This is a genomic window from Streptomyces sp. PA03-3a, assembly GCF_033792735.1.
Lineage (GTDB): Bacteria > Actinomycetota > Actinomycetes > Streptomycetales > Streptomycetaceae > Actinacidiphila.
The window spans coordinates 93,652-120,375 of the sequence record NZ_JARAVM010000023.1 but is presented as its reverse complement, the minus strand read 5'-3'; the positions used below and the strand labels follow the sequence as shown (position 1 = coordinate 120,375).

Below are 26,724 nucleotides of genomic sequence, written 5' to 3'. Positions count from 1 at the left end.
GACTCAACTAACGCTCCTGGTGCTTGGGGCCGAAGCCCTGGCCGTTCGTGTCAGTTCCCGCAGTGCGTCCCTGCTGGACACCGCGCCGGAGATTGCTCAGCCGGCCGCGGACGTCCTCGGGTGCACGGGAGACCATCGGTCCACCCTGCGGAGTCTGCTGGGCGGTGCCCGGGACCAGGTTGGCCTTGGGGACCCGCCGGGGCAGGCCGGAGGGGGTGACCCCGCCCGCCTTGGGCTTACGGGCCTGTTCGGCCCGCTGCCAGTTCTCGTCGTTCGTGGAGCGCCAGTCGGAGGGCGACTCTCCGTCCGGCGCCGGTGCGGAGGGCGCCGGCTGCGCGGGGAAGGCGTCCGCCGACTGGGGTTCCGGCTGTGCCGGGGCCGCCGGGCCGGACTGCTGCCATCCGCGGTCGCGGCGCGGCAGGCCCGCGTCGGTCACCGAGGACTGCAGCGGGCCGGTGGTCGGGCCCGATTGGCCGAAGCCTACGCGCTCCGGCGCCCCGAAGGGGGCGGCTGTGGCGGAATCGGTCGCGGCCTCAGCGGGGAAGCCCTGCTGCGGGGCCGCCTGCGGCAGTTCGCCGCCGGGCGCCGGCGTCCACTGCTCCTGCGCGTAGCCGTTCTGCTGCTGCCAGCCGTCCTGGGCGTAGCCGTTCTGCGGAGCGGCGTACCCCTGCTCCGCGTAGGCGCCCTCGGTGTACGCCGGCTCCTGGAACCCGGTCTGCGCGTCGTAGCCGTGCTGCTCCGGGAACGGCTGGGCCTGCGGCTCCTGGTAGCCCTGCTCGGCGTAGCCGTTGGCCGGGAAGCCGTTGTCCTGGAAGGGGGTCTCCTGGAAGGCGGCCTCGGCGCCGGCCTCCTGGTAGCCGTCCTGGAAGGAGCGCTGCTCCTGCGCCTCCCCCTCGAAGGGCGGGCGCTCCCCGGTGCGGTCGCCGGCCGCGGCCTCGAGCTGGGCGCGGCGCTGGTCGCGCATGAGCGAGCGGCCGACCGGGTCGAGCGAGCGCGCGTCGTTCGGGACCTCGACGCGCTCGTAGCGCGAGTCGTCGAAGCCGAGTTCGGCGGCGGTCGGCCCGTAGGCGTCGAACTGCGGGGTCTCGAGCTCCGGCACGATCCGGGAGACGGTGAAGTCGTCGTCCAGCGGCGTCTCCTCGCCGCCGCCACCGTGGGTGATCGGCTCGGGGAGCATGACCAGCGAGGTGGTGCCCGCCTGCTCGCCGGAGGGGCGGAGCTGGACGCGGATGCCGTGCCGGTCGGCCAGGCGGCCGACCACGAACAGGCCCATGCGCTTGGAGATCGAGGCGTCGACGATCGGCGGGTCGGCCAGCTTGTGGTTGATGTCCGCGAAGTCCTCGGCCGTGAGGCCGATGCCCTTGTCGTGGATCTCGACCATGACGCGGCCGTCGGGTAGCCGGGTCGCGGTGACGCGCACCTTGGTCTGCGGCGAGGAGAACGTGGTGGCGTTCTCCAGCAACTCGGCCAGCAGGTGCACGAGGTCGGTCACGGCGGTGCCGTGGATCTCGGTCTCCGGGATGCCGACCAGCTCGATACGGGCGTACGCCTCCACCTCGGAGGCCGCGGCGCGGAGCACGTCGACCAGCGGGACGGGCTGGTTCCAGCGGCGGCCGGGCTCCTCGCCGGCGAGGACCAGGAGGTTCTCGCCGTTGCGGCGCATACGGGTCGCCAGGTGGTCCAGCTTGAAGAGGTTCTCCAGCTGGTCCGGCTCCGCCTCGTTGTTCTCCAGGTCCGTGATCAGCGTCAGCTGGCGCTGGATGAGGCCCTGGTTGCGGCGGGAGAGGTTGGTGAAGATCGCGTTGACGTTGCCGCGGAGCAGGGCCTGCTCGGCGGCGAGCCGTACCGCCTCGCGGTGGATCTGGTCGAAGGCGCGGGCGACCTCGCCGATCTCGTCGTTCGAGGTGATCGGGATCGCCTGGACGCGGGTGTCGACCTTGCCCGGGTCGGTGCGGGAGAGCTGGTCGACCAGGCCGGGCAGGCGCTGCTCGGCGACCTCGAAGGCCGAGGTGCGCAGGCGGCGCATGCTGTTGCTCATGGAGCGGGCGACCATCGCGGCCACGATGAAGGCGATGATCAGCGCGATCAGCACGACGGCGGAGTTGACGATGGCGTCGATGCGGGCGCTGTCGGCGATGTCGCTCGAGTCGTTGTACGCCTGGTTGGCCAGGTGCTGCTCGACGTTCTTGTAGGCGTCGAAGGCGAGGGTGGTCGCGCCGAACCAGCTCTCCGCGGTCACGCCCTGGCTCTTGAGCTGCTCAGGGTCCTGACCGGAGGCGATCAGCTTGATCATGTTCTCCAGGCTTGGCGGCGCCTTGAAGGGCTGACCGGCCTGCTTGGCCGCCTCGGCGGCCTGGGCGACCTGCTCCTTGCCCTTCTGCAGGGCCGCGGCCTGCTCGCTCTGCAGCCGCTGGTAGTCCGCATCGGTGCCACCGCCCCGGTACTCCTCGAGGGCGACCTGCTGCAGGTAGGCGTACGAGGTGAAGGCGGTGAGCTGGAGCCGCAGCTCACCGTCGGCGAGCTTGCTGCGGTCCTCGACGAGGAGGTGGGTGCCTATGGAGCGGGTCAGCGACTCGGCGGCCTTCGACAGTTCGAGCGCGTAGAGGGTGCGGCCGTAGGAGGCGACGCTGTTGGTGCCGAAACCAAGCTCGTTCGCCAGCTCCATCAGCGGGTGCTGGACCTCGACGTACTTCTCCTCGGTCTGCACGCCAGGGAGCTGCCGGGTGAAGGCCGTGTCGCGCAGCTTCGCCAGGACCTTCTCGCCCTCGCGGATGTTCGCCACGCGGCGCTGCAGCCGGTCGTTCACGGGCAGCTCGGTGACGGCCGCGTCGAACTTCGCGGCGGCCTGGTCGGTGGCCGCGCGGGTCGCGACGACGGTCTTGTTGTCGGCGTCGCCGGCCAGCAGCGGAACCACGCTGAGGTCGCGTTCGTTCAGGATGGCGTTGGCGTAGTCCACGGCGGCACGCACGGCGTTGGCGGTCCGCACCGCGTCGTCCGCGTCCTGCCAGGTCTTCACCGAGCTCTGCACCCGGAAGCCGCCGAAGACCAGGGCGACCAGCACCGGGATGAGGAGGATGACGTTCAGACGGGTGGCCACCCGCCAGTTGCGCATGGCGAAGCGGCTTCCCGCGCTCGCCGCCGGCTCGGGGGCAGGTGCGGCCTCGGGGGCGGTGTCCTGTGCCGTGCCGTATCGCGCAGGCGGGGTGAAATTGCCACGCGGGTGGTCCGCGGGACCCGGCTCTGCTCGCCTCGTGTTCCTCACTCGACCAACAACCTCTCGGCGACGGCGCGGGCGGCGCCGTTCCTACTCTCGGGTTTCGATGAATTCCAGCACGTCATGGGGGTGCTCCACAAACCTCCGGCCAAGACCGCGAAGCCATGATCACGCGCCGGTCAAAGGGGGCATAAGCGTAAAGCGGTGGCAATTCGCTGGGGGGATGTATGCGCAGTGAAGCCGACTGGGCGCGGGCGGTGTTCGGGTTGTTCCGATTCGCGGTCGAAACGTTATGAACAGAAGGACCGGCCATGTCAAAAGACACAGCCGGTCCTTTCGTGAAGTGGCAAGCTGGAAGGCTTACTTGAGACGAGCGAGCAACGCGTGTTCGACGAGCGTGATGAGCGCGCTCTTCGCCTCGGCGCGGTGCCGGGCGTCCGTGATGATGATGGGGGCGTCCGGGCCGATCTGCAGTGCTTCCCGGACTTCGTCCGGCGTGTACGGCTGGTGCCCGTCGAAGCCGTTGAGGGCGATGACGAACGGCAGGCCGCTGTTCTCGAAGTAGTCGACGGCCGGGAAGCAGTCGGCCAGCCGGCGGGTGTCGACCAGGACGACCGCGCCGATGGCACCGCGGACCAGGTCGTCCCACATGAACCAGAAGCGGTCCTGGCCCGGCGTACCGAAGAGGTACAGGATCAGGTCGTCGTCGAGCGTGATACGACCGAAGTCCATGGCCACGGTCGTCGTCGTCTTGTCGGCCACGTGCGTCAGATCGTCCACGCCCGCGGACGCCGAGGTCATCACGGCCTCCGTGCGGAGCGGGTTGATCTCCGAGACCGCTCCGACGAACGTGGTCTTGCCCACGCCGAAGCCACCCGCCACCACGATCTTCGCCGAGGTGGTGGACCGGGCCGCGGGCGGCGCACCGTACGCCGCCTGCTGCCCCGGCCTAGAGCTTGCGAAGTCCACTGAGCACCCTTTCGAGCAGTGTCACATCAGGCTGTCCGCCGGCCTCGCCGCTGCTCGGCTGGTGGATGGCGACCATACCGGCCTCAGCCAGGTCGGCCACCAGAATCCGGGCCACCCCCAGCGGGATCCCCAGCAGTGCGGAGATCTCGGCGACCGACTTGATCTCCATGCACAGGTGGCAGATGCGCTGGTGTTCGGGGAGTAGCCCCTGGAAGGCACTCGCGTCCGCGCTGGTGCTGACCAGCGCCTCGATGGCGAGCTGGTAGCGGGGCCGGGTGCGACCACCGGTCATGGCGTACGGCCGCACCAGCGGCTGGTCGCCTTCATCCCCGTACGGCGCATGGTGGGGCGCGCCGTACGGGCCGGGCGAGGCGGGCGGCGGGGTCATGGATGGTCCTCCGGGTAAGAACGGACGCGTGTCGCGAGTAGTCATGGGGCGTGCATTCGGCCGGGCTCCGCAGAGCTCAGCCCATCAGGCTGCCTTGGAGTTCTGCGCGCAGGTCGGGGGTGAGAACGGCGCCCGCTCGGTCGACGAGCAGGGCCATCTCGTAGCCCACGAGGCCGATGTCGCACTCGGGGTGCGCCAGTACGGCGAGTGAGGATCCGTCCGAGACCGACATCAGGAGGAGGAAGCCGCGCTCCATCTCCACGACGGTCTGGTTGACGCTGCCGCCCTCGAAGATGCGGGACGCGCCCGCGGTCAGCGAGGTGAGGCCGGAGGCCACCGCGGCCAGCTGGTCGGCGCGGTCACGGGGGAAGCCCTCGGACATGGCCAGCAGCAGGCCGTCGGCGGATACGACCACGGTGTGGGACACCCCGGGGGTGTTGTCCACGAAGTTGGTGATCAACCAGTTCAGATTCTGTGCCGCCTGGCTCATCTGACTCAACTAACGCTCCTGCTGGTGAGTGGTGCCAAAGCCGCGGCCGTCGGTCGTTCCCGTACCGGCCTGGCGGCCCTGCTGGATACCGCGACGGAGGTTGGTCAGGCGTCCGCGCACGTCGTCGGGCGCCCGCGAGATCTGCGGACCGCCCTGTGGGGCTTGCTGGGGAGCACCGGCTCCCGGGACGAGGTTGGCCTTAGGGACCCGCCGCGGCAGACCGGACGGGGTGACCCCGCCGGCGGACGGCTGGCGCACCTGGCCGGCGCGCTCCCACACCTCGTCGTTCGGCGAGGACCGCCACGCCGCCGAATCGCGCCGCGGGGGCTGCGTGGGCTGTGCTGGGTGCGCGGGCGGTGCCGGGTACTCGGCGCGGGCCCGCTGCGGCTGCTGCTGGTGCTGCTGCGGAGCGGGCTGCTGCGGGCGCTGCGGCGGCAGGGTGGGCGTGCCGGCGCTCTGGCCGTGTCCGTTCTGCTGCGCCGCGACCGGGCCACTCTCGACGTGCACCTGCTGCATGCGCTCCGCACGACCGGTGCGGAACCAGTCCGACTCGAGGGAGTCGAAGATCGGGCTGGACTCGTCCGCGCGGCTCGGGGCCGGGGGCAGCGCCATCGGCTCGTTGACGGCCGGCAGCGGCTGCCGGTCGGCCTGCGGGGCCGCGGGACGCTGCTGGCGCCCGCCACCGGGGCCCTGGGCGTAGCTCGCGGAGTGCCGTGGGCCCTGCGGGGCCGCCGGAGCGGGCGACAGGGTCTCCGGCGCCTGCGGGTACTGAGGTGCCTGCGGGTACTGAGGAGCCTGCGGCGCCGCGGGGCGCTGGAAGACGTCGCTGCGGGTGAACTGGCCCTGCTGCTGCGGGGCCTGGCCGCCGTGCTGCGGCATCTGAGGGGCCTGCGGAGCTTGCGGCATCTGCGGGGCCTGCGGCATCTGCGGGGCCTGCGGCATGTGCGGGGCCTGCGGGCCGCCGTACGCCTGCGGCGCGTGCGGCATCGCATTGAAGTCCGGGCGCTCGAACTGCGCCGTGGACTCCAGGTCCTCGTGACCGCGCGGCATGTCGGCCTCGGGTCCGTGGGCCGCGCCCATCGGCTGCGGGGCCGCCGGACGCTGCGGGGGAGCCGCGGGCCGCTGCTGGGCCTGCTGCTGTTGCTGGGCCTGCGGCTGCTGCTGCGGACGGCCCTGGCCGCCGGGGACCTGCTCGTTCGCCCAGCTCGGGCCCGAGCGCTGCGGGCCGGGCCCCGTCGGGGCGCCGGGGCCGGCCGGACGGCCGCCCTGCGGGCCCATACCGGGACCGGAGTTGAGGGCCGGACGCGACGCGGAACCGGACACCTGGCCGCGGTGGCCGCCGCGGTGCATGCCCGCCAGGCCCGTACCGCCGCCGCCCATGGCCGGGGCGGGTGCGCCCGGAGCGCCGGCGGGGGCACCGCCCGGCTGCTGGCCGCGGTTGCCCGCGCCGGGCTGCGGCTTCGCACCGCCCTGGGTGACGTCCACCGGCAGCATGACGAGCGCGGTGGTGCCGCCCGAGTCGGACGGACGCAGCTGGATCCGGATGCCGTGTCGCAGGGACAGGCGGCCGACCACGAACAGACCCATGCGGCGGGAGACGGAGACGTCCACCGTCGGCGGGTTCGCGAGACGCTCGTTGATGTCGGCGAGGTCCTCCGGGGAGAGGCCGATGCCGGTGTCGTGGATCTCGATCAGCACGCGGCCGTCGGGCAGCGCGTGACCGGTGACCCGCACCTTGGTCTGCGGGGAGGAGAACGAGGTCGCGTTCTCCAGCAGCTCTGCGAGCAGGTGGACGAGGTCGTTGACGACGCGGCCGGTGACTTCCACCGCCGGCACCGAGGTGAGCTCGATGCGCTCGTACTGCTCCACCTCGGAGGCCGCGGCACGGAGGACGTCGACCAGCGGAACGGGGCGGGTCCAGCGACGGCCGGGCTCCTCGCCCGCGAGGACGAGGAGGTTTTCGCCGTTCCGGCGCATACGGGTCGCGAGGTGGTCGAGCTTGAAGAGGCTGGACAGCTGGTCCGGGTCGGCCTCGCGGGACTCCAGTTCGGAGATCAGGCTCAGCTGACGCTGGATCAGGCCCTGGCTGCGGCGCGAGAGGTTGGTGAACATCGCGTTGACGTTCCCTCGCAGCAGCGCCTGCTCGGCGGCGAGACGGACCGCCTCGCGGTGGACCTCGTCGAACGCGCGGGCCACCTGCCCGATTTCGTCGCGGGTGTGGATGCCGATCGACTCGACCGAGGTGTCGACGTCCTGCGGGTCGGACTCGGAGAGCTGCTTGACCAGCTCGGGCAGTCGCTTCTGGGCGACTTCCTGGGCGGTGTCCTGCAGCCGGCGCAGCGAGCGGACCATGGACCGGGCGACGACGAAGGCGCCGACGACCGAGATGCCGAGGACGAGGAGGATCAGGGCACCGCTGAGGATCGCCTCTTGCTGGGCCTCGTCCCGCAGCGTCAGGGCCTTCTGCTGCATCTGCTGCAGCAGGGTCTGCTCGATCTGGCCCATGACCTGGAGCTTGGTCTTGGCGTCGTCGTCCCAGTCCAGGTACGAGGTGCCCTTGAAGTTCTGGATGCTGGACTCGGAGGCCGTGATGCGTTCGACCTGGTCGTCGACCTTGGTGACGATGTCGTTGCCGCCGTTGAGGCCCTTGAGCAGGTCAGCGGCGTTCGCCCGGCCGTAGATCTGGCTGAACTGCTTCAGCTCCGTGTTCTCGGACCGGTGGACGCCCGAGAGGTAACGGAAGTCGGCGGAGCTGAGCTTGCGGTCGTCGGCGAGCGCGGCACTGACCACGGCGCGCTGGATGGAGTCGTACTCCTTGGCGGCCGAGAAGGCCGCCAGCGCGCGGGTGCTCGCGATCATGTCCGAGTTACCGGTCGCCTCGGCCAGTTCCTGGGAGAGGTCGATCAGCGACTGGATGATGTCGTTGTAGTCGCTGACGGTCTGCGAGATGTAGCCGTGATCCTCGTACGCACGCTCGCGGATGGAGTTCAGCTCTTGGAGGTTGCGGCCGATCACGGACAGCGAGGCGTTGACGCCCGTGAGGTCCGGCGAGACCTCGTTGGCGGCGGCGATGTAGGCCGTACGCGCCAGCTTGGTCTTCGCCTGGGATGCCTTGATGTTGTCGTCGTCAAGGTCCCTGGGCGTGCTGGACAGCGGCCCGGCCGAGGCGTCCCGCTCCTCCTGGAGCGCGGCGGCGAGCTTGGTCGCCTGCTCCGTGAGGTCGGTCAGCGAGGTCATGGCCTCCAGTTGCTGCACGTTCTCCAGCGAGCTCTGGATGCGAAGCGCACCCAGCGTGGTCGCGGCGACCACCGGCAGCGCGAGCAGCGACACCAGTCGAGTGCTGATGCGCCAGTTGCGCATGGCCATTCGAGAGCCGTGCTTCGGGCCGGTGCGCACACCGATTCCCGGCGTGACGTCGCTCTGCGCGCCCGCGGTTCCGGCGTCTGCGGTTTCATCCCGGCGGGCGGGACCGTGTTCGGCCCCACCGCGCTGCTCCGGGTCGCCCGCAGCGCCGCCATCCCTCTTGAAACGTCCCTGCACTAGCGTCGCAACCTCTGGACCAGGCGTCCCCCGCACGGGCGGCAGGACGGTGTCGAGTCTTCGGAGTACCGCCCCCCGGCGGATACCCATTGGCCGCCGCCGCTCGGCGATCGCACGCTCCCCCCTGCGCGCCGGCATCTGTTGATACGGCGGTCCGGGGAATTCCAGCACAGTGCCGGACGTGCAACAAGGGCCGACAGGTTTCGAGTGGAATACGTGACTCAGCGCGTCCGGTGGATCACGCGGTGTCGGTGTCCTTTCGGATTTCTTCCGGCAATACGGGCTTTCTCCAGGGGGGTTGGGGTTGCCCGTCCGGCGCCCGGCTGCTGCCAACCGGGGGTGAAGAGTCCGGATAGGCCGGGATGTCGGATTGAGGGGCATCGGCCGGGCGACCGATTCGCCCCGCTTGTCCCTGCCTTCGTGAGCAAAATCACAGGCCGTCAGTTGTATTGGGCATCCGGATCGGGGAACAGGCGCCGATAGATTGACGTTTGACACAGCCGTGTATTACGTCAACCGCGCCTTGCGGGGCGCCCGGTACAACACGAGGTTCTGACCGGCCCATGAAGACGACCATGATCATGCGACCCATAGCCAACCCGCGCCGCACCACCCTCGCGCACCTGACGGACGCCGAGGACACGCGGACCGCAGAGGTCGCGCCGGCCGTCGAGGGAGCGGAGGCCGTCGTGCTGCCCCGCCAGACCGCCAACCCCCGCCGCACCGTCCTGACGGAGCTGCCGACCGCCTGAGGCGCGGCTCGGCGGGCGGGGCCGGGAGCCACCCCCGGGATAACCTGGAGCGTCAGTCTCCGGCCAGTGAGGTGAGCTGCTTCCCGTGCGCATCGCCAGGTTCTCCATCGACGGCAATGTCGCCTTCGGCGTCGTCGAAGGCGACGAGTCCGTCCCGGACGGACTCGTCCTCGACATCATCAAGGGCATCCCGTTCGCCGAGTACGAGCGCTCCGGCACCAAGGTGCCGCTGAGCAAGGTCCGGCTGTTGCCGCCGGTGCTCCCCAGCAAGGTCGTCGCGATCGGCCGGAACTACGCCGAGCACGCCGCCGAGCTGGGCAACGAGGTGCCGGAGGTCCCGGTCGCCTTCTTCAAGCCGTCCACCTCGGTGATCGGCCCCGGCGACCCCATCGTGTACCCCTCCTTCTCACAGGAGGTGCACCACGAGGCCGAGCTCGCCGTCGTCATCGGCCGGATGTGCCGCGAGGTCCCGCGCGAGCGCGTCGCCGAGGTCGTCCTCGGCTACACCTGCGCCAACGACGTCACCGCGCGGGACGCCCAGAAGGCCGAGAAGCAGTGGGCGCGCGCCAAGGGCTTCGACTCCTCGTGCCCCATCGGCCCCTGGATCGAGACCGGCCTCGACCTCGCCGCCGCGAACGACCTCGCCGTCACCGCGACCGTCAACGGCGAACTGCGCCAGTCCGGCCGCACGAGCCAGATGATCCGCTCCATCGAGGACCTGATCGTCCACATCTCCGAGGCCATGACGCTGCTCCCGGGCGACGTCGTCCTCACCGGCACTCCGGCGGGCGTCGGCCCGCTCCACGTCGGCGACGAGGTCGCCGTCTCCATCGAAGGCATCGGCACTCTCACCAACAAGGTGATCAAGCGTGACTAGCGCAGCTCCCGTACGCGTACGTTTCTGCCCCTCGCCGACCGGCAACCCCCACGTGGGCCTGGTCCGCACCGCCCTGTTCAACTGGGCGTTCGCCCGGCACCACCAGGGCGCCCTGGTCTTCCGCATCGAGGACACCGACGCCGCCCGCGACTCCGAGGAGTCGTACGAGCAGCTGCTGCAGGCCATGCGCTGGCTCGGCTTCGACTGGGACGAGGGCCCCGAGGTCGGCGGCCCGCACGCGCCCTACCGGCAGTCGCAGCGCATGGACGTCTACAAGGACGTCGCCGCGAGGCTGCTGGAGTCCGGCCACGCGTACAAGTGCTACTGCACCACCGAGGAGCTCGACGAGCGCCGCGAGGCCGCCCGCGCCGCCGGCCGCCCCTCGGGTTACGACGGCCACTGCCGCGACCTCACCGCCGAGCAGGTCGACGCGTACGAGCGCGAGGGCCGCGAGCCCATCGTCCGCTTCCGCATGCCCGACGAGACGATCACCTTCACCGACCTGGTCCGCGGCGAGCTGACCTTCACGCCGGACAACGTCCCCGACTACGGCATCGTCCGGGCCAACGGCGCTCCGCTGTACACGCTGGTCAACCCGGTCGACGACGCGCTGATGGAGATCACGCACGTGCTGCGCGGCGAGGACCTGCTGTCCTCCACCCCGCGCCAGATCGCGCTCTACCGCGCGCTCGCCGAGATCGGCGTCGGCAACGGCACCACCCCCCACTTCGGCCACCTGCCGTACGTCATGGGAGAGGGCAACAAGAAGCTCTCCAAGCGCGACCCGCAGTCCTCCCTCAACCTCTACCGGGAGCGCGGCTTCCTCCCCGAGGGCCTGCTGAACTACCTGTCGCTGCTCGGCTGGTCGCTCTCCGCCGACCGCGACGTCTTCAGCGTCGAGGAGATGGTGGCCGCCTTCGACATCGACGCGGTCAACGCCAACCCGGCGCGCTTCGACCTGAAGAAGGCCGAGTCGATCAACGCCGACCACATCCGCATGCTGGACGTGAAGGCGTTCGTCGAGGCCTGCGGCCCGTGGCTGAAGGCCCCGTTCGCCCCCTGGGCGCCCGAGGCGTTCGACCAGGCCGCCTTCGAGGCGATCGCGCCGCACGCGCAGACCCGTCTGACCGTGCTCTCCGACATCACCGACAACGTCGACTTCCTCTTCCTCGACACGCCGGTGGAGGACGAGGCGTCCTGGCAGAAGGCGATGAAGGACCCGGCCGCCGCCTCGGCGCTGCTCGCCACCGCCCGGGAGAACCTGGCGGCCGCCGACTGGAACGCCGAGGCGCTGAAGGACGCCGTGCTCGCCGCCGGCGAGACCCACGGCCTCAAGCTCGGCAAGGCCCAGGCGCCGGTCCGGGTCGCCGTCACCGGCCGCACCGTCGGCCTGCCGCTCTTCGAGTCCCTCGAAGTGCTCGGCCGTGAGCGCACCCTGGCCCGCGTCGACGCCACCCTGGCGAAACTGGCCGGCTGACCGCGGTACGCCGATCCGCCCCGGGCACTCCGCCAGGAGCCCGGGGCGGCACGCTTCCCGGACGACGTCATGCGCCGCAGGACCCGGCCCCCGATCCCCCCGCTGCCCCAGCGCCGCGGGGTGGATCCCGTACGCGTGCGGCTGCCCGGCACCGGGACCTGGGCGACGGTCCGCGACCACCTGGTGGACCGCCTCGGCGCGGCGGTGCCCCCGGAGCGGGTGGACGCCATGTTCGCGGCGGGGGAGGTGCATGGGAGCGACGGCCCGCTCGCGCCTGACGCCGCCTTCCGCCCGGGCGGCCACGTCTGGTTCCACCGGGAGCTGCCGGAGGAGGTCCCGGTGCCCTTCGGCATCGAGGTGCTCCACCGGGACGAACGGCTGCTCGTCGTCGACAAGCCGCACTTCCTCGCCACCATGCCGCGCGGCGGCCACGTCGTGGAGACCGCGCTGAGCCGGCTGCGCCACGACCTCGCGCTGCCCGAGCTCAGCCCGGCCCACCGGCTCGACCGGCTGACCGCGGGCGTGGTGATGTTCGTGATCCGCCCCGAGCTGCGCGGCGCCTACCAGACGATCTTCCGCGACCGCCTGGTGCGCAAGGAGTACGAGGCCGTGGCCCGGCACGACCCCGCCCTGGCGCTGCCGCGCACGGTGGAGAGCCGGATCGTCAAGGAGCGCGGCGAGATGGCGGCGCGCGAGGTCCCCGGCGAGCCCAACGCCCGCAGCCACGTCGACCTGCTGGAGCACCGCGACGGGCTGGCCCGCTACCGGCTCCGCCCCGAGACCGGCCGCACCCACCAGTTGCGGGTGCACATGAACAGCCTGGGGGTGCCCATCCTCGGCGACCCCGTCTATCCGCACGTCCTGCCGCCGGCCGCGCCCGGCGACTTCACCCGCCCCCTGCGGCTGCTGGCCCGGGTGCTGGAGTTCGACGACCCCGTGACGGGCGACCGGCACCGTTTCGAGAGCCGCCGGACGCTGTTCACCCGCAGGCCGCCGGGCCCCGGCGCCCCGGACGGAGCACCGGGCTAGAGTCGGCATATGCCGATCCGCGCCGTGCTCTGGGACATCGACGACACGATCTTCGACTACTCGGGCGCCGAGCGGACCGGCGCGCTGCGTCATCTCGAGGCCGAGGGTCTGCTCGGTGCGTTCGGCGGCGAGGAGCGGGCGCTGGGTACCTGGCGCGAGGCGATGGAGACGCACTACGCGCGCTTCCTCACCGGGGAGCTGGACTTCACCGAGCACCGCAGGGAGCGTGCCCGGGCCTTCCTGGGGCCCTCGGTGAGCGACTCCGCGGCCGATGCCTGGTTCGCGGCCTACTACGTGCACTTCGAGGCCGCCTGGTCGGTCTTCCCCGACGTGGTGCCGGCGCTGGACGCCCTCACCCCCGGCTACCGGCACGGCCTGCTGTCCAACTCCAGCGCCGCCCACCAGGAGCGCAAGCTCACCCGGCTGGGGCTCCGCGACCGCTTCGAGTGCCTGGTGTGCTCGCTGGAACTGGGACACGCCAAGCCCGCCCCGGAGGCTTTCCTGGGAGCGTGCGAGGTCCTGGGGCTGCCGCCGGAGGAGGTCGCCTACGTCGGTGACAAGGCCGACACCGACGCGCGCGGCGCCGACGCGGCGGGCCTGTACGGGGTGTGGCTGGACCGTACGGGTTCCGTCACCGCGCCGGACCTGCGGCGGATCACCGGGCTCGCGGAGCTGCCCGCACTTCTGGCGGCGGATACTCGTTTTGGAGCCCCGTCACCGATCGGGTAATGTTCTTCCTGCGCCGCCCGGGCGGGCCGAAATGGCCGGTACGGGGAGCGCGGCCAAACAAAACCCCCCGCGGGGGGTTGAGTTTTGGTGGGGTATGGTGTAATTGGCAGCACGACTGATTCTGGTTCAGTTAGTCTAGGTTCGAGTCCTGGTACCCCAGCGCAGATCTTCTGCAAAGCCCCCGTTGTGTAGCGGCCTAGCACGCTGCCCTCTCAAGGCAGTAGCGCCGGTTCGAATCCGGTCGGGGGTACTGATCTCTCTCGCAGGGATCGCTAGGGCCCCCGTTGTGTAGCGGCCTAGCACGCCGCCCTCTCAAGGCGGTAGCGCCGGTTCGAATCCGGTCGGGGGTACTTGACACACCATGGGGTATGGTGTAATTGGCAGCACGAGTGATTCTGGTTCATTTAGTCTAGGTTCGAGTCCTGGTACCCCAGCGCATTTCCTCAAGGCTTGCCCCCGTTGTGTAGCGGCCTAGCACGCCGCCCTCTCAAGGCGGTAGCGCCGGTTCGAATCCGGTCGGGGGTACATCGAGGAGAGGCCCTCCGCTTCGGCGGGGGGCCTCTTCCGTTTTCCCCGTTCACCCCCGATCCGGGCGTTCGGGCTCACTCAACTCCGAAGCGGCGACGGGACTCCTCGGCCTCGGCGAGCCGGCGCAGGCTCAGCAGCACCGGCTCGTAGAGCACCGTGAGCGTCACGGCGGCGGCCGCCTGTTCCAGCGGGGTGTCGTAGGTCTCGACCAGATCCAGGTCGTGGACGGCCTGTTGGGCGGCGAGCCGTGCGTAGGGCGCCAAGTGCCGTGCGCTGCTGGGGTATCCGAGGCGGGTCAGGGCGGCGACCGCCGTGACGAGCATCCGGTACGCGGGGGAGGGGCCGTACCTCCCGCTGCCCTGGCTCCAGCCGAGTTCGGCCATCAGCCCGTCCACCTTGCGGCGGGCCGTCCCCGTTGCCGGGTCGTCCTCGTCGGGTTCCGGGCCGTGCGGCAGGGCGAAGGTGGCGGCGCCGAGCCGCGTGTGCTGGTTGAGCGACTCGTCCTCGACCGCGGCGAGCACCTCGCGGGCGGTGGCCACCGGCACCTTGCCGACCTGGATCAGCGCCCGGACGAACCGCAGCCGGCGCAGGTGCTCCTCCCCGTACTCGGACTGCGTGGCCGTGACGCGACGGCCCGGCGGGAGCAGGCCCTCGCGCAGGTAGTACTTGATCGTGGCCGTGGCCACGCCGCTGCGTTCACTCAGCTCCGCCAGTCGCATTCCCTTGCGCCCTCCCTTGGATAGTGGCACTATCCAAGCATGGATAGTGCCACTATCCAACATGACCGACAGGGGGCTCCTCATGTCCGCGCAGGTGATTCCGGGCCGCAACACCGCCGCCGCCGAGGGCGGCATCGTCGTGTTCCTCATCGGGATGCGGATCAACCGCTTCCTGGCGCTCGGCAGCTGGCTCCCGGTGTTCCGCGCCATGCCGCGCATGTTGCGCGAGCTGTCGCGGGACGAGGGGAGCGGGTTCCTGGGCCACCGGCTGCTGTTCGGCGGGCCCCGGGTGATCTACGTCGTCCAGTACTGGAAGTCCACGGAGCAGCTGTTCGCGTACGCGTCCCAGCAGGACAAGCAGCACCGGCCCGCGTGGGCGGCGTTCAACCGCCGCGCGCGGGCCGGCAAGGGCCGGGTGGGTTTCTGGCACGAGACCTACGCCGCGCCGGCGGGTGCCTACGAGTCCGTCTACGTCGACATGCCCGCCTTCGGACTGGGCGCCGCGACGGGCGTCGTCCCGGTGGGACGCCGCGGTGAGACGGCTGCGCAGCGGCTGAAGACGGGCGAAGGACGGGCGGCCTGAGGCCGGCGCTCCGGGCTCAGCCGGTGCGGCGCAGCGCCTCGGACAGGCGGCCGGCGGCGTCCACGACGGCCTGGGCGTGCATGCGCCCGGGGTGTCGGGTGAGCCGCTCGATGGGACCGGAGACGGACACCGCCGCCACTACGCGGTTGGACGGGCCGCGCACCGGGGCAGAGACGGAGGCCACACCAGGTTCGCGCTCGCCGATCGACTGGGCCCAGCCGCGGCGCCGCACGCCGGAGAGCGCGGTGGCGGTGAAGCGGGCCCCCTGCAGCCCCCGGTGGAGCCGCTCCGGCTCCTCCCAGGCGAGCAGGACCTGGGCGGCGGAACCGGCCTTCATCGGCAGCGTCGAGCCGACCGGGACGGTGTCCCGCAGTCCGGACAACCGCTCCGCGGCGGCCACGCAGATGCGCATGTCGCCCTGGCGGCGATAGAGCTGGGCGCTCTCGCCGGTCACGTCGCGCAGATGCGTGAGCACCGGCCCGGCGGTGGCCAGCAGGCGGTCCTCGCCCGCCGCGGCGGCCAGTTCGGACAGCCGCGGGCCGAGGATGAAGCGCCCCTGCATGTCGCGGGCCACCAGCCGGTGGTGCTCCAGGGCGACGGCGAGGCGGTGCGCGGTGGGGCGGGCGAGGCCCGTGGCGCCCACGAGACCGGCCAGGGTGGCCGGGCCGGACTCCAGTGCGCTGAGCACCAGAGCCGCCTTGTCGAGAACGCCGACGCCACTACTGTTGTCCATGCAACGATACTCGCGTCTCACTCTGTGAAACGCAAGTTCAATTTTCCGGTGAACGCGGCACGCTGGAATGCACAGGCCGCTGCGGCCACTCCCCACAAGGGAGCGGATACACAGGGCAACGACGAAACAGGCCGGCAGAGCGGCCGGTCGGAGGGAATGCGATGGCAAGGACACTCGCGGAAAAGGTCTGGGAGGATCACGTCGTACGGCGCGCCGAGGGCGAGCCCGACCTCCTCTTCATCGACCTTCACCTGCTCCACGAGGTCACCAGCCCGCAGGCCTTCGACGGTCTGCGGATGAACGGCCGCCCGGTGCGCCGGCTGGACCTCACCATCGCGACCGAGGACCACAACACCCCCACCCTCGACATCGACAAGCCGATCGCCGACCCGGTCTCGCGCACGCAGCTGGAGACGCTGCGCAAGAACTGCGCCGAGTTCGGGGTGCGGCTGCACCCGCTGGGCGACGTCGAGCAGGGAGTCGTGCACGTCGTCGGCCCGCAGCTGGGCCTCACCCAGCCGGGCATGACGGTCGTCTGCGGCGACAGCCACACCTCCACCCACGGCGCCTTCGGCGCGCTGGCGTTCGGCATCGGCACCAGCCAGGTCGAGCACGTGCTGGCCACCCAGACCCTGCCGCTGGCCCCGTTCAAGACCATGGCGATCACCGTCGACGGCGAACTGCCCGACGGCGTCACCGCCAAGGACCTGATCCTGGCGATCATCGCCAGGATCGGCACCGGCGGCGGTCAGGGCTACGTCATCGAGTACCGCGGCTCGGCCATCGAGAAGCTCTCGATGGAGGCCCGGATGACCATCTGCAACATGTCGATCGAGGCGGGCGCCCGGGCCGGCATGATCGCCCCCGACCGGACCACCTTCGACTACCTGCAGGGCCGCGCGCACGCCCCGCAGGGCGAGGACTGGGACGCCGCGGTCGCCTACTGGGAGACGCTCAGGACCGACGAGGACGCCGTCTTCGACCACGAGGTCGTCATCGACGCCGCCGCGCTGTCCCCGTTCGTCACCTGGGGCACCAACCCCGGCCAGGGCGCCCCGCTGAGCGCCTCCGTGCCGGACCCGGCGGGCTTCGAGGATCCCAGCGACCGCCTGGCCGCCGAGAAGGCGCTGGAGTACATGGCCCTGGAGCCCGGTACGCCGCTGCGTGAGGTGAAGGTCGACACCGTCTTCGTCGGCTCCTGCACCAACGGCCGCATCGAGGACCTGCGCTCCGCCGCCTCCGTCGTCAAGGGCCGCAAGATCGCCGACGGTGTGCGGATGCTGGTCGTCCCCGGATCGGTCCGGGTGGCGCTGCAGGCCGTGGAGGAGGGCCTGGACAAGGTCTTCAAGGAGGCCGGAGCCGAGTGGCGGCACGCGGGCTGCTCGATGTGCCTGGGCATGAACCCCGACCAACTGGCCCCCGGTGAGCGCTCCGCGTCCACCTCCAACCGCAACTTCGAGGGACGGCAGGGCAAGGGCGGCCGCACCCACCTGGTGTCGCCGCAGGTCGCGGCCGCGACCGCGGTCACCGGCCACCTCTCGTCCCCCGCCGATCTGCCCGGCGCAGCCGTCCTGGAGGCCTGAGAACGATGGAAGCTTTCACCACGCACACCGGCCGCGCCGTGCCGCTGCGCCGCAGCAACGCCGACACGGACCAGATCATCCCGGCGCACTGGCTGAAGAAGGTCACCCGCAACGGCTTCGAGGACGGCCTGTTCGAGGCCTGGCGCAAGGACCCCGAGTTCGTCCTCAACCGGCCCGAGCGCCAGGGGGCGACCGTCCTGGTCGCCGGCCCCGACTTCGGTACCGGCTCCTCCCGCGAGCACGCGGTGTGGGCCCTGCAGAACTACGGTTTCAAGGCCGTCATCTCCTCCCGCTTCGCCGACATCTTCCGCGGCAACTCGTTGAAGAACGGCCTGCTCACCGTGATCCTGCCGCAGGAGACGGTCGAGGAGCTCTGGCAGCTGACCGAGGCCGACCCGACGGCTGAGATCACCGTCGACCTCCAGGCCCGCGAGGTCCGCGCCGAAGGGATCACCGCCCCCTTCGAACTGGACGACAACGCCCGCTGGCGGCTGCTCAACGGCCTGGACGACATCAGCCTCACCCTGCAGAACGAGGCCGACATCGCCGCCTACGAGGCCGAGCGCCCCTCTTACAAGCCGCAGACCCTGCAGGTCTGAGAGGCCCGGCGGCCCTCGCGGCCGCCCGCCCGCCCACCTCCGCAGCGCCCCCCGCCCCCACCGGGCGGGGGGCGCTGCGGCGTGTTCGGCTCCACACCTCGTGACAACTCACCGCAGATGACACAATCGGCACATGGAACACGATGGCCAACTCGAGCTGTACGGGTTCCTCGCTGCCAGGTTGAAGCAGGCCCACACCCGGGTGGCGGGTCTGCAAGTGCCGGAGGACGTCAGGATGCAGTTGACCCGGCGGCTGCTCGTCATCACCGCTGCCGCGAAGCACGATCTCGCGGGTGCGGCAAGGCGTCTGGAGGAACTGATGAAGGACCTCGACGAAGGCCGATTCCCCGATCAAAGGCCTTCCTGAGTCCCGAGTTCGTTGCGGCACAAGGGTGATTCGCCCGTTTCGTATTTGATTTGCGGTATATATCCGCCTAGCGTGCGAAAAAGCCCGAACTTCATCGCCGGGCAAGTTTCCGAAGGGGAAGACGTGAACAAGGCGCAGCTCGTTGAAGCGATTGCCGACAAGCTCGGCGGCCGTCAGCAGGCCGCGGACGCGGTCGACGCCGTCCTGGACGCGATCGTCCGCGCGACGGTGAGCGGGGACCGGGTTTCGGTCACCGGCTTCGGCTCGTTCGAGAAGGTGGAGCGTCCCGCCCGCTACGCCCGCAACCCCCAGACCGGGGAGCGGGTCCGGGTCAAGAAGACCTCCGTCCCGCGCTTCCGCGCCGGTCAGGGCTTCAAGGACCTGGTCAGCGGGTCGAAGAAGCTCCCCAAGGCCGGAGAGGTCTCCGTCAAGAAGGCGCCCAAGGGCAGCCTGAGCGGAGGCGTCACCGCCAAGGCCACCACGAAGAAGGCGGCCGCGAAGAAGACCACCGCGAAGAAGGCCGCCACCAAGGCCGCCGCGGCCAAGAAGACCACCGCCGCCAAGACCACGGCCAAGAAGTCCACCGCGGCCCAGGCGACGACGGCGAAGAAGGCGACCGCCAAGAAGACCACGGCGAAGAAGGCGACCGCCAAGAAGACCGCCCCGGCCAAGAAGGCGCCCGCCAAGTCGGCGGCCCGGAAGACCGCCACCAAGCGGGCCGCGAAGCGGTAACGATTCGGCGGCCCCGCACACGCCGACGGGCCGGACACCCCGACTCAGGGGTGTCCGGCCCGTCGGCGTGTGCTCAGGCCCCCGGGTCGGGGAAGGTCTGCAGCGTCACGAACACCACCCGGCGCCCGTCCCCGCTGCCCTCGGTGCGGATGCGCACCCGCTGCCCGGGCCGCAGCAGCCGCAGGCCCCCGGCGTCGAACGCCGCCGCGTCGAACGGCAGCGGCGTCCCGTCGTCCAGCAGCACGCTGCCGGCGCGGGTCTCGGGGTCGTAGGTGTACGCGGTGGCCTGCATGGGCCTCAGCCTATCGGGCACCGCCGCCCGGGGCCGGTGCGCCCGCGGCCGGGCAGCCGGCGGGCCCGGGCCCCGCGGCCCCGTCCCGCGGCACCGCCCGAAGTGCGGGCCGCAGCAGCGCCCGCGTGTGCGGCCCGACCCCCAGCAGCAGGGCGGCGGCCAGGTCCTCCCCCGTATCCACGTCCCGGCGTACGGAGTCCACGTCCGGCAGGGCGATCTCATGGGCGCCGGAGGCCCGGTGGCGGGCCCGTGAGGGCCCCCCGAAGGCCGGCGCGAGGGCGGTCCCGGCGGTGGCCGCCAGCAGCGTGGTGCCGATTCCGGCCGCGTCGGCCAGAAACGACCGTCCTGGGCTCCGCGCGGCCGCGCGGAGCACCGCGGCCAGTTCGAGGGGCCGCAAGGCCGGGAGATCGGCGTTCAGGGCCGCCACGGCCGCCGCGGGGTGACGCCGCAGGACCGCGTCGGCGCCGTGCCGCAGCGCCGCGTTGAGGCCGGCGGCCGGGGAGTCGGCCTCGACGCGCGCCCCGAGGGCCGCCAGCACGGACCCGGCGAGCGGGTCATCGGTGACGACCGTCACATCTCGTACCGCCTCGCAGGCGAGTGCGGCGACCACCGTGTCCTGCGCGAAGGCCAGCGCCAGCCCCGGCCGCACGGGGCCGACGGCCTCCGCGAGGCGGCTCTTGGCGGCGGACAGCGGCTTCAGCGGGACGACGAGCGTCCATTCCACGGGTGGCGACACCGAACTATTGTGCTCGGGTCCCCCGGGGCCACCGCCACCCTGCCCCAACCCCCCTTCCCGGCGGCCCGCCTCCGGGTGCACGATCTCCCTGGTACGTGCTCGGGCCCTCCCGGTCCCGGCGCTTCCGCCGGGGCGTACCCCTGGGGCCTTCCGCCCTGGCGTTACGGTGGCCCTTCCGGCGACACTTGTGCGGCCGCACCGGCCGTACGGTGCCGCCGACCGCAGCAGGCCGCGATCCGGTGACCCCCGGGTCGGCGGCGGAACGAGGAGGAGTTCTGGTGTCCCGCCGCAGAATCGGCTTCTGGTACCGGCTCGCAGCCGTCATCGCCAAACCGCCGCTTGTCGTTCTTTTCAAGCGGGACTGGCGCGGAATGGAGCACATTCCGGGCCAGGGCGGATTCATCACGGCGGTCAACCACAACTCGTACCTCGACCCGCTGTCGTACGCGCATTTCCAGTACAACACCGGGCGGGTCCCCCGCTTCCTGGCGAAGGCGCCGCTGTTCAAGCCCGCCTTCGTCGGCGCCATACTGCGCGGCACCGGTCAGATCCCCGTCTACCGCGAGAGCACCGACGCCGCCAACGCCTTCCGGGCCGCGGTGGACGCCATCAACTCCGGCGAGTGCGTCGCCTTCTACCCGGAGGGCACGCTGACCCGCGACCCCGAGATGTGGCCGATGGTGGGCAAGACCGGCGTGGCACGGGTCGCGCTGATGACCAAGGCCCCCGTGATCCCGGTCGCCCAGTGGGGCGCCAACGAGGTCATGCCGCCCTACGCCACGGAGAAGAAGCTCCGCCTCTTCCCGCGCAGGACCCTGCGGGTCGTCGCCGGGCCGCCGGTGGACCTCTCGGCCTTCTACGGGCAGGAGGCCAACGCCGAGGTGCTCAGGGACGCCACCGACACCATCATGGCCGCGGTCAGCGAGCTGCTGGGCGAACTGCGCGGCCAGACCCCGCCCGCCGAGCGCTTCGACCCTCGCAAGCAGAAGGGGAACAGCAAGTGACGACGCGCTGCGCGGTCTACGGCGCGGGCTCCTGGGGAACCGCCTTCGCGATGGTGCTCGCCGACGCGGGCGCCCAGGTGACCATGTGGGGCCGACGCCCCGAGGTGGTCGAGGCGGTCAACAGCACGCGCAGCAACCCGTACTACCTGCCCGGGACCGAACTGCCCGAGACGATCACCGCCACCACCGACCCCGCCGAGGCGGCCCGGGACGCGGAGTTCGTGATCCTCTCCGTACCGTCGCAGACGCTCCGCGGCAACCTGGCCGAGTGGCAGTCGCTGCTGCCCCGCGACTCGGTGCTGGTCAGCCTGATGAAGGGCGTCGAACTCGGCACGGCCAAGCGGATGAGCGAGGTCATCGAGGAGGTCGCCAAGGCGGGCCCGGAGCGCGTCGCCGTGCTGTCCGGCCCCAACCTGGCCAAGGAGATCGCCGCACGGCAGCCCGCCGCCAGCGTCGTCGCCTGCCGCGACGAGGCCGTCGCCAAGCGGCTGCAGGCCGCCAGCCACACCGCCTACTTCCGGCCGTACACCAACACCGACGTGGTCGGCTGCGAACTCGGCGGCGCCGTGAAGAACGTGATCGGTTTGGCGGTCGGCATCGCGGACGGCATGGGCCTGGGTGACAACACCAAGGGCTCGCTGATCACGCGCGGACTGGCGGAGACCACCCGGCTCGGCATCGCGCTCGGCGCCGACCCGCTGACCTTCTCCGGCCTGGCGGGCCTGGGCGACCTCGTCGCGACCTGCTCCTCGCCGCTGTCCCGCAACCACACCTTCGGCTTCAACCTGGGCAAGGGCATGACGCTGCAGGAGACCATCGCCGTCACCCGGCAGACCGCCGAGGGCGTCAAGTCCTGCGAGTCGGTGCTCGACCTCGCCCGCCGGCACGGTGTCGACATGCCCATCACCGAGACCGTCGTCGACATCGTGCACAACGGCAAGCAGCCGGTCGTCGCGGTCAAGGAGCTGATGTCGCGCTCCGCCAAGTCGGAACGCTGACGTCCGGAACGGTAAGGTCAACGCGACATGAGCATTCAGCCTTCTTCCCGCAAGCCGCGCGTCGCCGTCGTCTTCGGCGGACGCAGCTCCGAGCACGCCATCTCGGTCCTCACCGCAGGCGCCGTACTGAGCGCGATCGACCGCGACAAGTACGACGTGCTGCCGATCGGGATCACCACCGACGGCCGTTGGGCGCTGACCGCCGACGACCCGTCCCGGATGGCGATCGCCGACCGCGCGCTGCCGAGCGTCGAGCAGCTCGCCGAGTCCTCCGACGGCACGGTGATGCTGCCGGTGGACCCGGCCAGCCGCGAGGTCGTCTACAGCGAGCCAGGCTCGGTGCCCAAGGCGCTGGGCGACGTCGACGTCGTCTTCCCCGTGCTGCACGGCCCCTACGGCGAGGACGGCACTCTCCAGGGCCTGCTGGAGCTCTCCGGTGTGCCCTACGTCGGCTCCGGCGTGCTCGCCTCGGCCGTCGGCATGGACAAGGAGTACATGAAGCGGGTCTTCATCTCCTTCGGCCTGCCGGTCGGCCCGTACGTGGTGATCCGCCCCCGCGAGTGGGAGAACGACCCCGCCGCGGCCCGCAAGGCGGTCGTGGACTTCGCGGCCGACCACGGCTGGCCGGTCTTCGTCAAGCCCGCACGCGCCGGGTCCTCGATGGGCATCAGCAAGGTCGACGACCTCGCGGGCCTGGACGAGGCGATCGAGGAGGCCCGCCGGCACGACCCCAAGGTGCTGGTGGAGTCGCTGCTGCGGGGCCGCGAGATCGAATGCGGCGTCCTGGAGTTCGAGGACGGCCCGCGCGCCTCCGTCCCCGCCGAGATCCCGCCGGTCACGACGCACGACTTCTACGACTTCGAGGCGAAGTACATCGACTCCGCCGAGGGCGTCGTCCCCGCCCCGCTGACCCCGGAGCAGACCGCCGAGGTGCAGCGGCTCGCCGTGGCCGCCTTCGACGCGGCCTCCTGCGAGGGGCTGGTCCGCGCGGACTTCTTCCTGCAGGACGACGGCGAGTTCGTGATCAACGAGATCAACACGATGCCCGGCTTCACGCCGATCTCCATGTACCCGCGCATGTGGCAGGAGAGCGGCGTCGGCTACGCGGAACTGGTGGACCGGCTGATCCAGGCCGCGCTGCGGCGCCCCACCGGCCTGCGCTGAGCCGCGAACGGCGAGCAGCGGTGCCCCGGGCCCGTCAGAGCTCGGAGGGGATCGTGGTCTCCACGGCGTGCCCGAGGTCGGTCAGCGGATTGACCTCGGGCTTGTAGCGGGCGGGTACGGTCACCTCGACGAAGGCCTTGCGGCCGGTCGTCGTGAAGCGGTAGCCGTCGCCGGTCTGCTCGACGAGCCAGCTCACCCCGTTGACCTCCACCGCCTCGGCGGTGGGGTTGTAGACCGGGTTGCCCGGGGTCAGCATCTCGGGTCGCGGCACGCCGCAGCGCAGCACCACCGTAGGATCCCCCCATCCGGCGGTGAGGTCGGAGACGGGGCTCACCGACCGCTTCGACAGTCCGTCGACCTTCCCCGGCAGCGCGTCGTGGAGGGCGCCGCACATCCGGGCGGCGGAGGCGGAGGGCGACGGCACGGCGACCCCGCCCGCGGCGGTGCCGGAGGCGGAAATCCAGACCGCCGCCGCGGACATGCACGCGACGGCGGACACGGAGACTAGCGCTACCCGGCGGTACATCACCCGCCGAGCCTACAGGGGGCCTACAGATGGACGACCGGACAGGTCAGGGTGCGGGTGATCCCCTCCACCTGCTGCACCTTCGCCACCACGAGGCGCCCCAGGTCGTCGACCGTATCGGCCTGGGCACGCACGATCACGTCGTACGGGCCGGTGACGTCCTCGGCCTGGATGACCCCCGAAATCTTGGAGATCACCTCAGCTACTGCCGAGGCCTTTCCCACCTCGGTCTGGATCAGAATGTACGCCTGTACCACGGAACCTCCAGGGCGGCTACGAGGATCATGTGGGAGGGAACGTCACGGTACCGCGTCGCCGCATGCCGCGGGGAGACCCGCGCGGTACCGGTCGCGCCGAAGCCGCCGCACAAGCGCACACAGAAGGGGACCAGCCAGGTGAAGGGGACAGTCAGATGAAGGGCACCGTGGGCGAACTGGGGGAGTTCGGGCTCATCAGGGAGTTGACCGCCCGGCTCACCTCCAGCCCCGCCGTCCGGCTCGGACCGGGTGACGACGCCGCCGTGGTCGCCGCCCCGGACCGGCGGGTGGTGGCCACCACCGACGCGCTCGTGGAGGGGCGGCACTTCCGCCGCGACTGGTCCACCGCCTACGACGTGGGCCGCAAGGCCGCCGCGCAGAACCTCGCGGACATCGCCGCCATGGGCGCCGTGCCGACCGCCGTGCTGCTCGCCCTGGTCGTCCCGGCGGACCTGCCGGTGACCTGGCCGGTCGAGCTGATGGACGGCATCCGGGACGAGTGCCAGGTGGCCGGCGCGGCCGTGGTCGGCGGTGACGTCGTCCGCGGTGACACGATCATGGTCTCCATCACCGCGCTGGGCGACCTGCGCGACCGCGAACCCATCACCCGATCCGGTGCCCGCCCCGGCGACGTCGTCGCCGTCACCGGCTGGCTCGGCTGGTCCGCCGCGGGACTCGCCGTCCTCTCCCGGGGGTTCCGCTCCCCGCGCGCCTTCGTCGAGGCCCACCGCCGCCCCGAACCGCCGTACCACGCGGGTCCCGCCGCCGCGGAACTCGGCGCGACGGCCATGACGGACGTGAGCGACGGGCTCGTCGCCGACCTCGGCCACATCGCCGCCGCGAGCGGCGTCGCCATCGACCTGTCCTCCGCGGACATCGACATCCCGGCGCAGATGGCCGACATCGGGCAGGCCGTCGGGGTCGACCCGCTGCACTGGGTGCTGACCGGGGGAGAGGACCACGCGATAGTCGCCGCCTTCCCCCCGGAGACGAAACTGCCCGCCCGCTGGCGGGTCATCGGCCGGGTGGTGAAGGCCACCACGGCGCCCCAGGTCACCGTGGACGGCGCCCCCTGGGACAAGGCGGGCGGCTGGGACCACTTCGGGGCCGAGTGAAGGCGCCGACTAGATTCGCGGTATGACGATCCCACCACGCGTGCTCACCGTCGCCGGTTCCGACTCCGGCGGCGGCGCGGGCATCCAGGCCGACCTGAAGACCATGCTCGCCCTCGGCGTCCACGGGATGAGCGTGGTCACGGCCGTCACGGCGCAGAACTCGCTGGGTGTCCAGGGTGCCTGGGAACTCCCGGTGGAGGCCGTGCGGGCCCAGTTCCGCAGTGTCGTGGACGACATCGGCGTCCAGGCGGTCAAGACCGGGATGCTCTCCTCGGCCGGGCTCGTCTCCGCCGTCGCCGAACTCCTCGCCCCGCTCGACGTCCCGGTGGTCGTCGACCCCGTCGGCGTCTCCAAGCACGGCGACCCGCTGCTCGCCGCGGACGCCGTCGAGGTCGTCCGGACGCGGCTGCTGCCGCTGGCCACCGTCGCCACCCCCAACCTGGACGAAGTGCGCCAGATCACGGGAGTCGTCGTGGACGGCGAGCCGGCCATGCGCGAGGCCGCGGCGGCCGTCCTCGAGTGCGGCCCCCGCTGGGTCCTGATCAAGGGCGGCCACCTGAGCGGCGACGCCGTCGACCTGCTCACGGACGGCAGCAGCGAGCACTGGCTGCGCGCGCCGCGCCATGACAACCGCCACACCCACGGCACCGGCTGCACGCTGGCGTCCGCCGTCGCCTCGTTTTTGGCGCGGGGGATGGACGTCCCGGAGGCGGCCCACGCGGCCAAGGAGTACGTCACCGGAGCCATCGAGGCGGGCTTCCCTCTCGGCGGCGGCATCGGCCCCGTGGACCACGCCTGGCAGCAGCGCTGACGAAGACCGGCGCATCCCGGCGCATCCCGGCGGATCGCAGCGGAACCCGGTGGGATCCGCCGGGATCCGATGGAAGAGCACACCAGAAAGCCGGTCCACCACGAGGGTGGACCGGCTCAAGTAGCCGCAAAGGCTGCGCTACGACGTCCTATGCGTCAGCGCGCGACCTTGCCGGCCTTGATGCACGAGGTGCAGACGTTGAGGCGCTTCGGCGTCCGACCGACCACAGCACGCACCGTCTGGATGTTGGGGTTCCAACGACGGCGAGTACGGCGGTGCGAGTGCGAGATGTTGTTGCCGAAGCCCGGCCCCTTGCCGCAGACGTCGCAGTTGGCAGCCACGGGTCACTCCAAAGACTTCAGATGCACTAACGGATAAATCCCGGCGGCGCCCGACATTCGTCCAAGTGCATGAAGGAAGAGCCGGTGGTGCCGAGGGACGGCCCGGGACAGCCCCGGGCAACCGGAGCAGCATACTACGTCCGCTCCTGTCCCTCGAAATTACCATGGTCA

The 26,724-nt window shown here is 71.4% G+C and carries 27 protein-coding genes and 5 tRNA genes; 20 read left to right on the top strand and 12 right to left on the bottom strand.

Annotated features, from left to right (window positions below; all coding sequences use genetic code 11):
• Positions 1 to 7 precede the first annotated feature (7 nt).
• From PV342_RS26305 to PV342_RS26285, 5 genes are all read right to left on the bottom strand, one after another.
• A complete protein-coding gene (locus PV342_RS26305) occupies positions 8 to 3,112 on the bottom strand; it encodes a sensor histidine kinase (protein ID WP_400802339.1) in 3,105 nt (1,034 codons plus the stop codon).
• Between the two features lie 462 nt (positions 3,113 to 3,574).
• Positions 3,575 to 4,183 carry a GTP-binding protein gene (locus tag PV342_RS26300; RefSeq protein ID WP_078620110.1) on the bottom strand — a complete coding sequence of 203 codons (609 nt, stop codon included), beginning with the start codon at positions 4,181 to 4,183 and terminating at the stop codon, positions 3,575 to 3,577.
• A complete protein-coding gene (locus PV342_RS26295; protein ID WP_018562062.1) occupies positions 4,164 to 4,571 on the bottom strand; it encodes a DUF742 domain-containing protein in 408 nt (135 codons plus the stop codon). The genes PV342_RS26300 and PV342_RS26295 overlap by 20 nt, the downstream gene beginning before the upstream one ends.
• 76 nt (positions 4,572 to 4,647) lie before the next feature.
• Positions 4,648 to 5,061: a roadblock/LC7 domain-containing protein gene (locus tag PV342_RS26290; RefSeq protein WP_018562063.1), complete on the bottom strand. Its 414-nt coding sequence runs from the start codon at positions 5,059 to 5,061 to the stop codon at positions 4,648 to 4,650.
• A 9-nt stretch (positions 5,062 to 5,070) separates the two neighbouring features.
• Positions 5,071 to 8,601, bottom strand: a complete 3,531-nt coding sequence (locus tag PV342_RS26285) for a nitrate- and nitrite sensing domain-containing protein (protein ID WP_500318819.1) — start codon at positions 8,599 to 8,601, stop codon at positions 5,071 to 5,073.
• A 563-nt stretch (positions 8,602 to 9,164) separates the two neighbouring features.
• On the opposite strand from PV342_RS26285, the gene PV342_RS26280 reads away from it, so the two are divergent.
• The 10 genes from PV342_RS26280 (at position 9,165) to PV342_RS26235 (ending at position 13,990) form a co-directional block, all read left to right on the top strand.
• The gene (locus PV342_RS26280) at positions 9,165 to 9,353 is read left to right on the top strand and encodes a hypothetical protein (RefSeq protein WP_354795788.1); all 189 of its coding nucleotides are present in this window, start codon (positions 9,165 to 9,167) and stop codon (positions 9,351 to 9,353) included.
• Positions 9,354 to 9,438: 85 nt separating this feature from the next.
• Positions 9,439 to 10,230 carry a fumarylacetoacetate hydrolase family protein gene (locus PV342_RS26275; RefSeq protein WP_329185548.1) on the top strand — a complete coding sequence of 264 codons (792 nt, stop codon included), beginning with the start codon at positions 9,439 to 9,441 and terminating at the stop codon, positions 10,228 to 10,230.
• Positions 10,223 to 11,707 carry a glutamate--tRNA ligase gene (gene gltX, locus PV342_RS26270; protein ID WP_500318816.1) on the top strand — a complete coding sequence of 495 codons (1,485 nt, stop codon included), beginning with the start codon at positions 10,223 to 10,225 and terminating at the stop codon, positions 11,705 to 11,707. The genes PV342_RS26275 and gltX overlap by 8 nt, the downstream gene beginning before the upstream one ends.
• A gap of 69 nt (positions 11,708 to 11,776) precedes the next feature.
• Positions 11,777 to 12,736, top strand: a complete 960-nt coding sequence (locus PV342_RS26265) for a pseudouridine synthase (protein WP_400802344.1) — start codon at positions 11,777 to 11,779, stop codon at positions 12,734 to 12,736.
• Positions 12,737 to 12,745: 9 nt separating this feature from the next.
• The gene (locus PV342_RS26260; RefSeq protein WP_400802346.1) at positions 12,746 to 13,465 is read left to right on the top strand and encodes an HAD family hydrolase; all 720 of its coding nucleotides are present in this window, start codon (positions 12,746 to 12,748) and stop codon (positions 13,463 to 13,465) included.
• A gap of 88 nt (positions 13,466 to 13,553) precedes the next feature.
• A tRNA-Gln gene (locus PV342_RS26255) sits at positions 13,554 to 13,625 on the top strand.
• A 17-nt stretch (positions 13,626 to 13,642) separates the two neighbouring features.
• Positions 13,643 to 13,715: transfer RNA gene (locus PV342_RS26250), tRNA-Glu, on the top strand.
• Positions 13,716 to 13,742: 27 nt separating this feature from the next.
• Positions 13,743 to 13,815: transfer RNA gene (locus tag PV342_RS26245), tRNA-Glu, on the top strand.
• Between the two features lie 12 nt (positions 13,816 to 13,827).
• Positions 13,828 to 13,899: transfer RNA gene (locus tag PV342_RS26240), tRNA-Gln, on the top strand.
• Positions 13,900 to 13,917: 18 nt separating this feature from the next.
• A tRNA-Glu gene (locus PV342_RS26235) sits at positions 13,918 to 13,990 on the top strand.
• 77 nt (positions 13,991 to 14,067) lie between these two features.
• On the opposite strand, the gene PV342_RS26230 is transcribed toward PV342_RS26235, so the two are convergent.
• The gene (locus PV342_RS26230; RefSeq protein ID WP_500318813.1) at positions 14,068 to 14,712 is read right to left on the bottom strand and encodes a MerR family transcriptional regulator; all 645 of its coding nucleotides are present in this window, start codon (positions 14,710 to 14,712) and stop codon (positions 14,068 to 14,070) included.
• An 82-nt stretch (positions 14,713 to 14,794) separates the two neighbouring features.
• Between PV342_RS26230 and PV342_RS26225 the strand changes: the two genes are divergently transcribed.
• Complete coding sequence (locus PV342_RS26225) at positions 14,795 to 15,295, top strand: DUF4188 domain-containing protein (RefSeq protein ID WP_392613087.1); 501 nt, start codon at positions 14,795 to 14,797, stop codon at positions 15,293 to 15,295.
• 16 nt (positions 15,296 to 15,311) lie between these two features.
• Here PV342_RS26225 and ndgR read toward each other — a convergent pair whose 3' ends face one another.
• Positions 15,312 to 16,028 carry an IclR family transcriptional regulator NdgR gene (ndgR, locus tag PV342_RS26220; RefSeq protein ID WP_500318810.1) on the bottom strand — a complete coding sequence of 239 codons (717 nt, stop codon included), beginning with the start codon at positions 16,026 to 16,028 and terminating at the stop codon, positions 15,312 to 15,314.
• A gap of 161 nt (positions 16,029 to 16,189) precedes the next feature.
• Between ndgR and leuC the strand changes: the two genes are divergently transcribed.
• The 4 genes from leuC (at position 16,190) to PV342_RS26200 (ending at position 19,309) form a co-directional block, all read left to right on the top strand.
• Complete coding sequence (gene leuC, locus PV342_RS26215; RefSeq protein WP_018562073.1) at positions 16,190 to 17,611, top strand: 3-isopropylmalate dehydratase large subunit; 1,422 nt, start codon at positions 16,190 to 16,192, stop codon at positions 17,609 to 17,611.
• Between the two features lie 5 nt (positions 17,612 to 17,616).
• A complete protein-coding gene (leuD, locus tag PV342_RS26210; protein WP_386994572.1) occupies positions 17,617 to 18,210 on the top strand; it encodes a 3-isopropylmalate dehydratase small subunit in 594 nt (197 codons plus the stop codon).
• A gap of 133 nt (positions 18,211 to 18,343) precedes the next feature.
• Positions 18,344 to 18,577 carry an SCO5555 family protein gene (locus tag PV342_RS26205; protein ID WP_361012465.1) on the top strand — a complete coding sequence of 78 codons (234 nt, stop codon included), beginning with the start codon at positions 18,344 to 18,346 and terminating at the stop codon, positions 18,575 to 18,577.
• A 123-nt stretch (positions 18,578 to 18,700) separates the two neighbouring features.
• On the top strand, positions 18,701 to 19,309 hold the full coding sequence (locus PV342_RS26200; RefSeq protein ID WP_361012463.1) for an HU family DNA-binding protein: 609 nt from the start codon (positions 18,701 to 18,703) through the stop codon (positions 19,307 to 19,309).
• Positions 19,310 to 19,382: 73 nt separating this feature from the next.
• Here PV342_RS26200 and PV342_RS26195 read toward each other — a convergent pair whose 3' ends face one another.
• Positions 19,383 to 19,601, bottom strand: a complete 219-nt coding sequence (locus tag PV342_RS26195; protein WP_018562077.1) for a hypothetical protein — start codon at positions 19,599 to 19,601, stop codon at positions 19,383 to 19,385.
• A gap of 10 nt (positions 19,602 to 19,611) precedes the next feature.
• A complete protein-coding gene (cofC, locus tag PV342_RS26190; RefSeq protein WP_400802508.1) occupies positions 19,612 to 20,325 on the bottom strand; it encodes a 2-phospho-L-lactate guanylyltransferase in 714 nt (237 codons plus the stop codon).
• A 290-nt stretch (positions 20,326 to 20,615) separates the two neighbouring features.
• On the opposite strand from cofC, the gene PV342_RS26185 reads away from it, so the two are divergent.
• From PV342_RS26185 to PV342_RS26175, 3 genes are read left to right on the top strand one after another with little or no spacing between them, the layout of a single operon-like run.
• Positions 20,616 to 21,341 (top strand): lysophospholipid acyltransferase family protein, encoded by a 726-nt coding sequence (locus tag PV342_RS26185; protein ID WP_500318807.1) that lies wholly within the window; start codon positions 20,616 to 20,618, stop codon positions 21,339 to 21,341.
• Entirely contained in the window at positions 21,338 to 22,339 is a 1,002-nt protein-coding gene (locus PV342_RS26180; protein WP_018562080.1) for an NAD(P)H-dependent glycerol-3-phosphate dehydrogenase, read from the top strand. Before PV342_RS26185 ends, PV342_RS26180 begins: the two co-directional genes overlap by 4 nt.
• A 27-nt stretch (positions 22,340 to 22,366) precedes the next feature.
• Complete coding sequence (locus PV342_RS26175) at positions 22,367 to 23,503, top strand: D-alanine--D-alanine ligase family protein (protein WP_500318805.1); 1,137 nt, start codon at positions 22,367 to 22,369, stop codon at positions 23,501 to 23,503.
• Positions 23,504 to 23,537: 34 nt separating this feature from the next.
• On the opposite strand, the gene PV342_RS26170 is transcribed toward PV342_RS26175, so the two are convergent.
• Together PV342_RS26170 and PV342_RS26165 are read right to left on the bottom strand one after the other, a co-directional pair.
• Positions 23,538 to 24,002, bottom strand: a complete 465-nt coding sequence (locus PV342_RS26170; protein WP_018562082.1) for a DUF3515 domain-containing protein — start codon at positions 24,000 to 24,002, stop codon at positions 23,538 to 23,540.
• Positions 24,003 to 24,052: 50 nt separating this feature from the next.
• Positions 24,053 to 24,286, bottom strand: a complete 234-nt coding sequence (locus PV342_RS26165; RefSeq protein ID WP_018562083.1) for an Lrp/AsnC family transcriptional regulator — start codon at positions 24,284 to 24,286, stop codon at positions 24,053 to 24,055.
• Positions 24,287 to 24,441: 155 nt separating this feature from the next.
• On the opposite strand from PV342_RS26165, the gene PV342_RS26160 reads away from it, so the two are divergent.
• On the top strand, positions 24,442 to 25,401 hold the full coding sequence (locus PV342_RS26160) for a thiamine-phosphate kinase (RefSeq protein ID WP_018562084.1): 960 nt from the start codon (positions 24,442 to 24,444) through the stop codon (positions 25,399 to 25,401).
• Between the two features lie 22 nt (positions 25,402 to 25,423).
• Positions 25,424 to 26,212 carry a bifunctional hydroxymethylpyrimidine kinase/phosphomethylpyrimidine kinase gene (gene thiD, locus PV342_RS26155; protein WP_500318803.1) on the top strand — a complete coding sequence of 263 codons (789 nt, stop codon included), beginning with the start codon at positions 25,424 to 25,426 and terminating at the stop codon, positions 26,210 to 26,212.
• Between the two features lie 155 nt (positions 26,213 to 26,367).
• Here the strand turns inward: thiD and rpmB are convergent, their stop codons facing one another.
• Entirely contained in the window at positions 26,368 to 26,553 is a 186-nt protein-coding gene (gene rpmB, locus PV342_RS26150; RefSeq protein WP_014628431.1) for a 50S ribosomal protein L28, read from the bottom strand.
• Between the last annotated feature and the right edge of the window lie 171 nt (positions 26,554 to 26,724).

Bases quoted from the DNA above. Each gene is read 5' to 3' on its own strand.
- PV342_RS26305 (WP_400802339.1), bottom strand. From the start codon at position 3,112: ATGCGCAACTGGCGGGTGGCCACCCGTCTGAACGTCATCCTCCTCATC.
- PV342_RS26295 (WP_018562062.1), bottom strand. From the start codon at position 4,571: ATGACCCCGCCGCCCGCCTCGCCCGGCCCGTACGGCGCGCCCCACCAT.
- PV342_RS26290 (WP_018562063.1), bottom strand. From the start codon at position 5,061: ATGAGCCAGGCGGCACAGAATCTGAACTGGTTGATCACCAACTTCGTG.
- PV342_RS26280 (WP_354795788.1), top strand. From the start codon at position 9,165: ATGAAGACGACCATGATCATGCGACCCATAGCCAACCCGCGCCGCACC.
- PV342_RS26265 (WP_400802344.1), top strand. From the start codon at position 11,777: ATGCGCCGCAGGACCCGGCCCCCGATCCCCCCGCTGCCCCAGCGCCGC.
- PV342_RS26260 (WP_400802346.1), top strand. From the start codon at position 12,746: ATGCCGATCCGCGCCGTGCTCTGGGACATCGACGACACGATCTTCGAC.
- PV342_RS26230 (WP_500318813.1), bottom strand. From the start codon at position 14,712: ATGCGACTGGCGGAGCTGAGTGAACGCAGCGGCGTGGCCACGGCCACG.
- PV342_RS26225 (WP_392613087.1), top strand. From the start codon at position 14,795: ATGTCCGCGCAGGTGATTCCGGGCCGCAACACCGCCGCCGCCGAGGGC.
- ndgR (WP_500318810.1), bottom strand. From the start codon at position 16,028: ATGGACAACAGTAGTGGCGTCGGCGTTCTCGACAAGGCGGCTCTGGTG.
- leuC (WP_018562073.1), top strand. From the start codon at position 16,190: ATGGCAAGGACACTCGCGGAAAAGGTCTGGGAGGATCACGTCGTACGG.
- leuD (WP_386994572.1), top strand. From the start codon at position 17,617: ATGGAAGCTTTCACCACGCACACCGGCCGCGCCGTGCCGCTGCGCCGC.
- PV342_RS26205 (WP_361012465.1), top strand. From the start codon at position 18,344: ATGGAACACGATGGCCAACTCGAGCTGTACGGGTTCCTCGCTGCCAGG.
- PV342_RS26195 (WP_018562077.1), bottom strand. From the start codon at position 19,601: ATGCAGGCCACCGCGTACACCTACGACCCCGAGACCCGCGCCGGCAGC.
- PV342_RS26175 (WP_500318805.1), top strand. From the start codon at position 22,367: ATGAGCATTCAGCCTTCTTCCCGCAAGCCGCGCGTCGCCGTCGTCTTC.
- PV342_RS26160 (WP_018562084.1), top strand. From the start codon at position 24,442: ATGAAGGGCACCGTGGGCGAACTGGGGGAGTTCGGGCTCATCAGGGAG.
- thiD (WP_500318803.1), top strand. From the start codon at position 25,424: ATGACGATCCCACCACGCGTGCTCACCGTCGCCGGTTCCGACTCCGGC.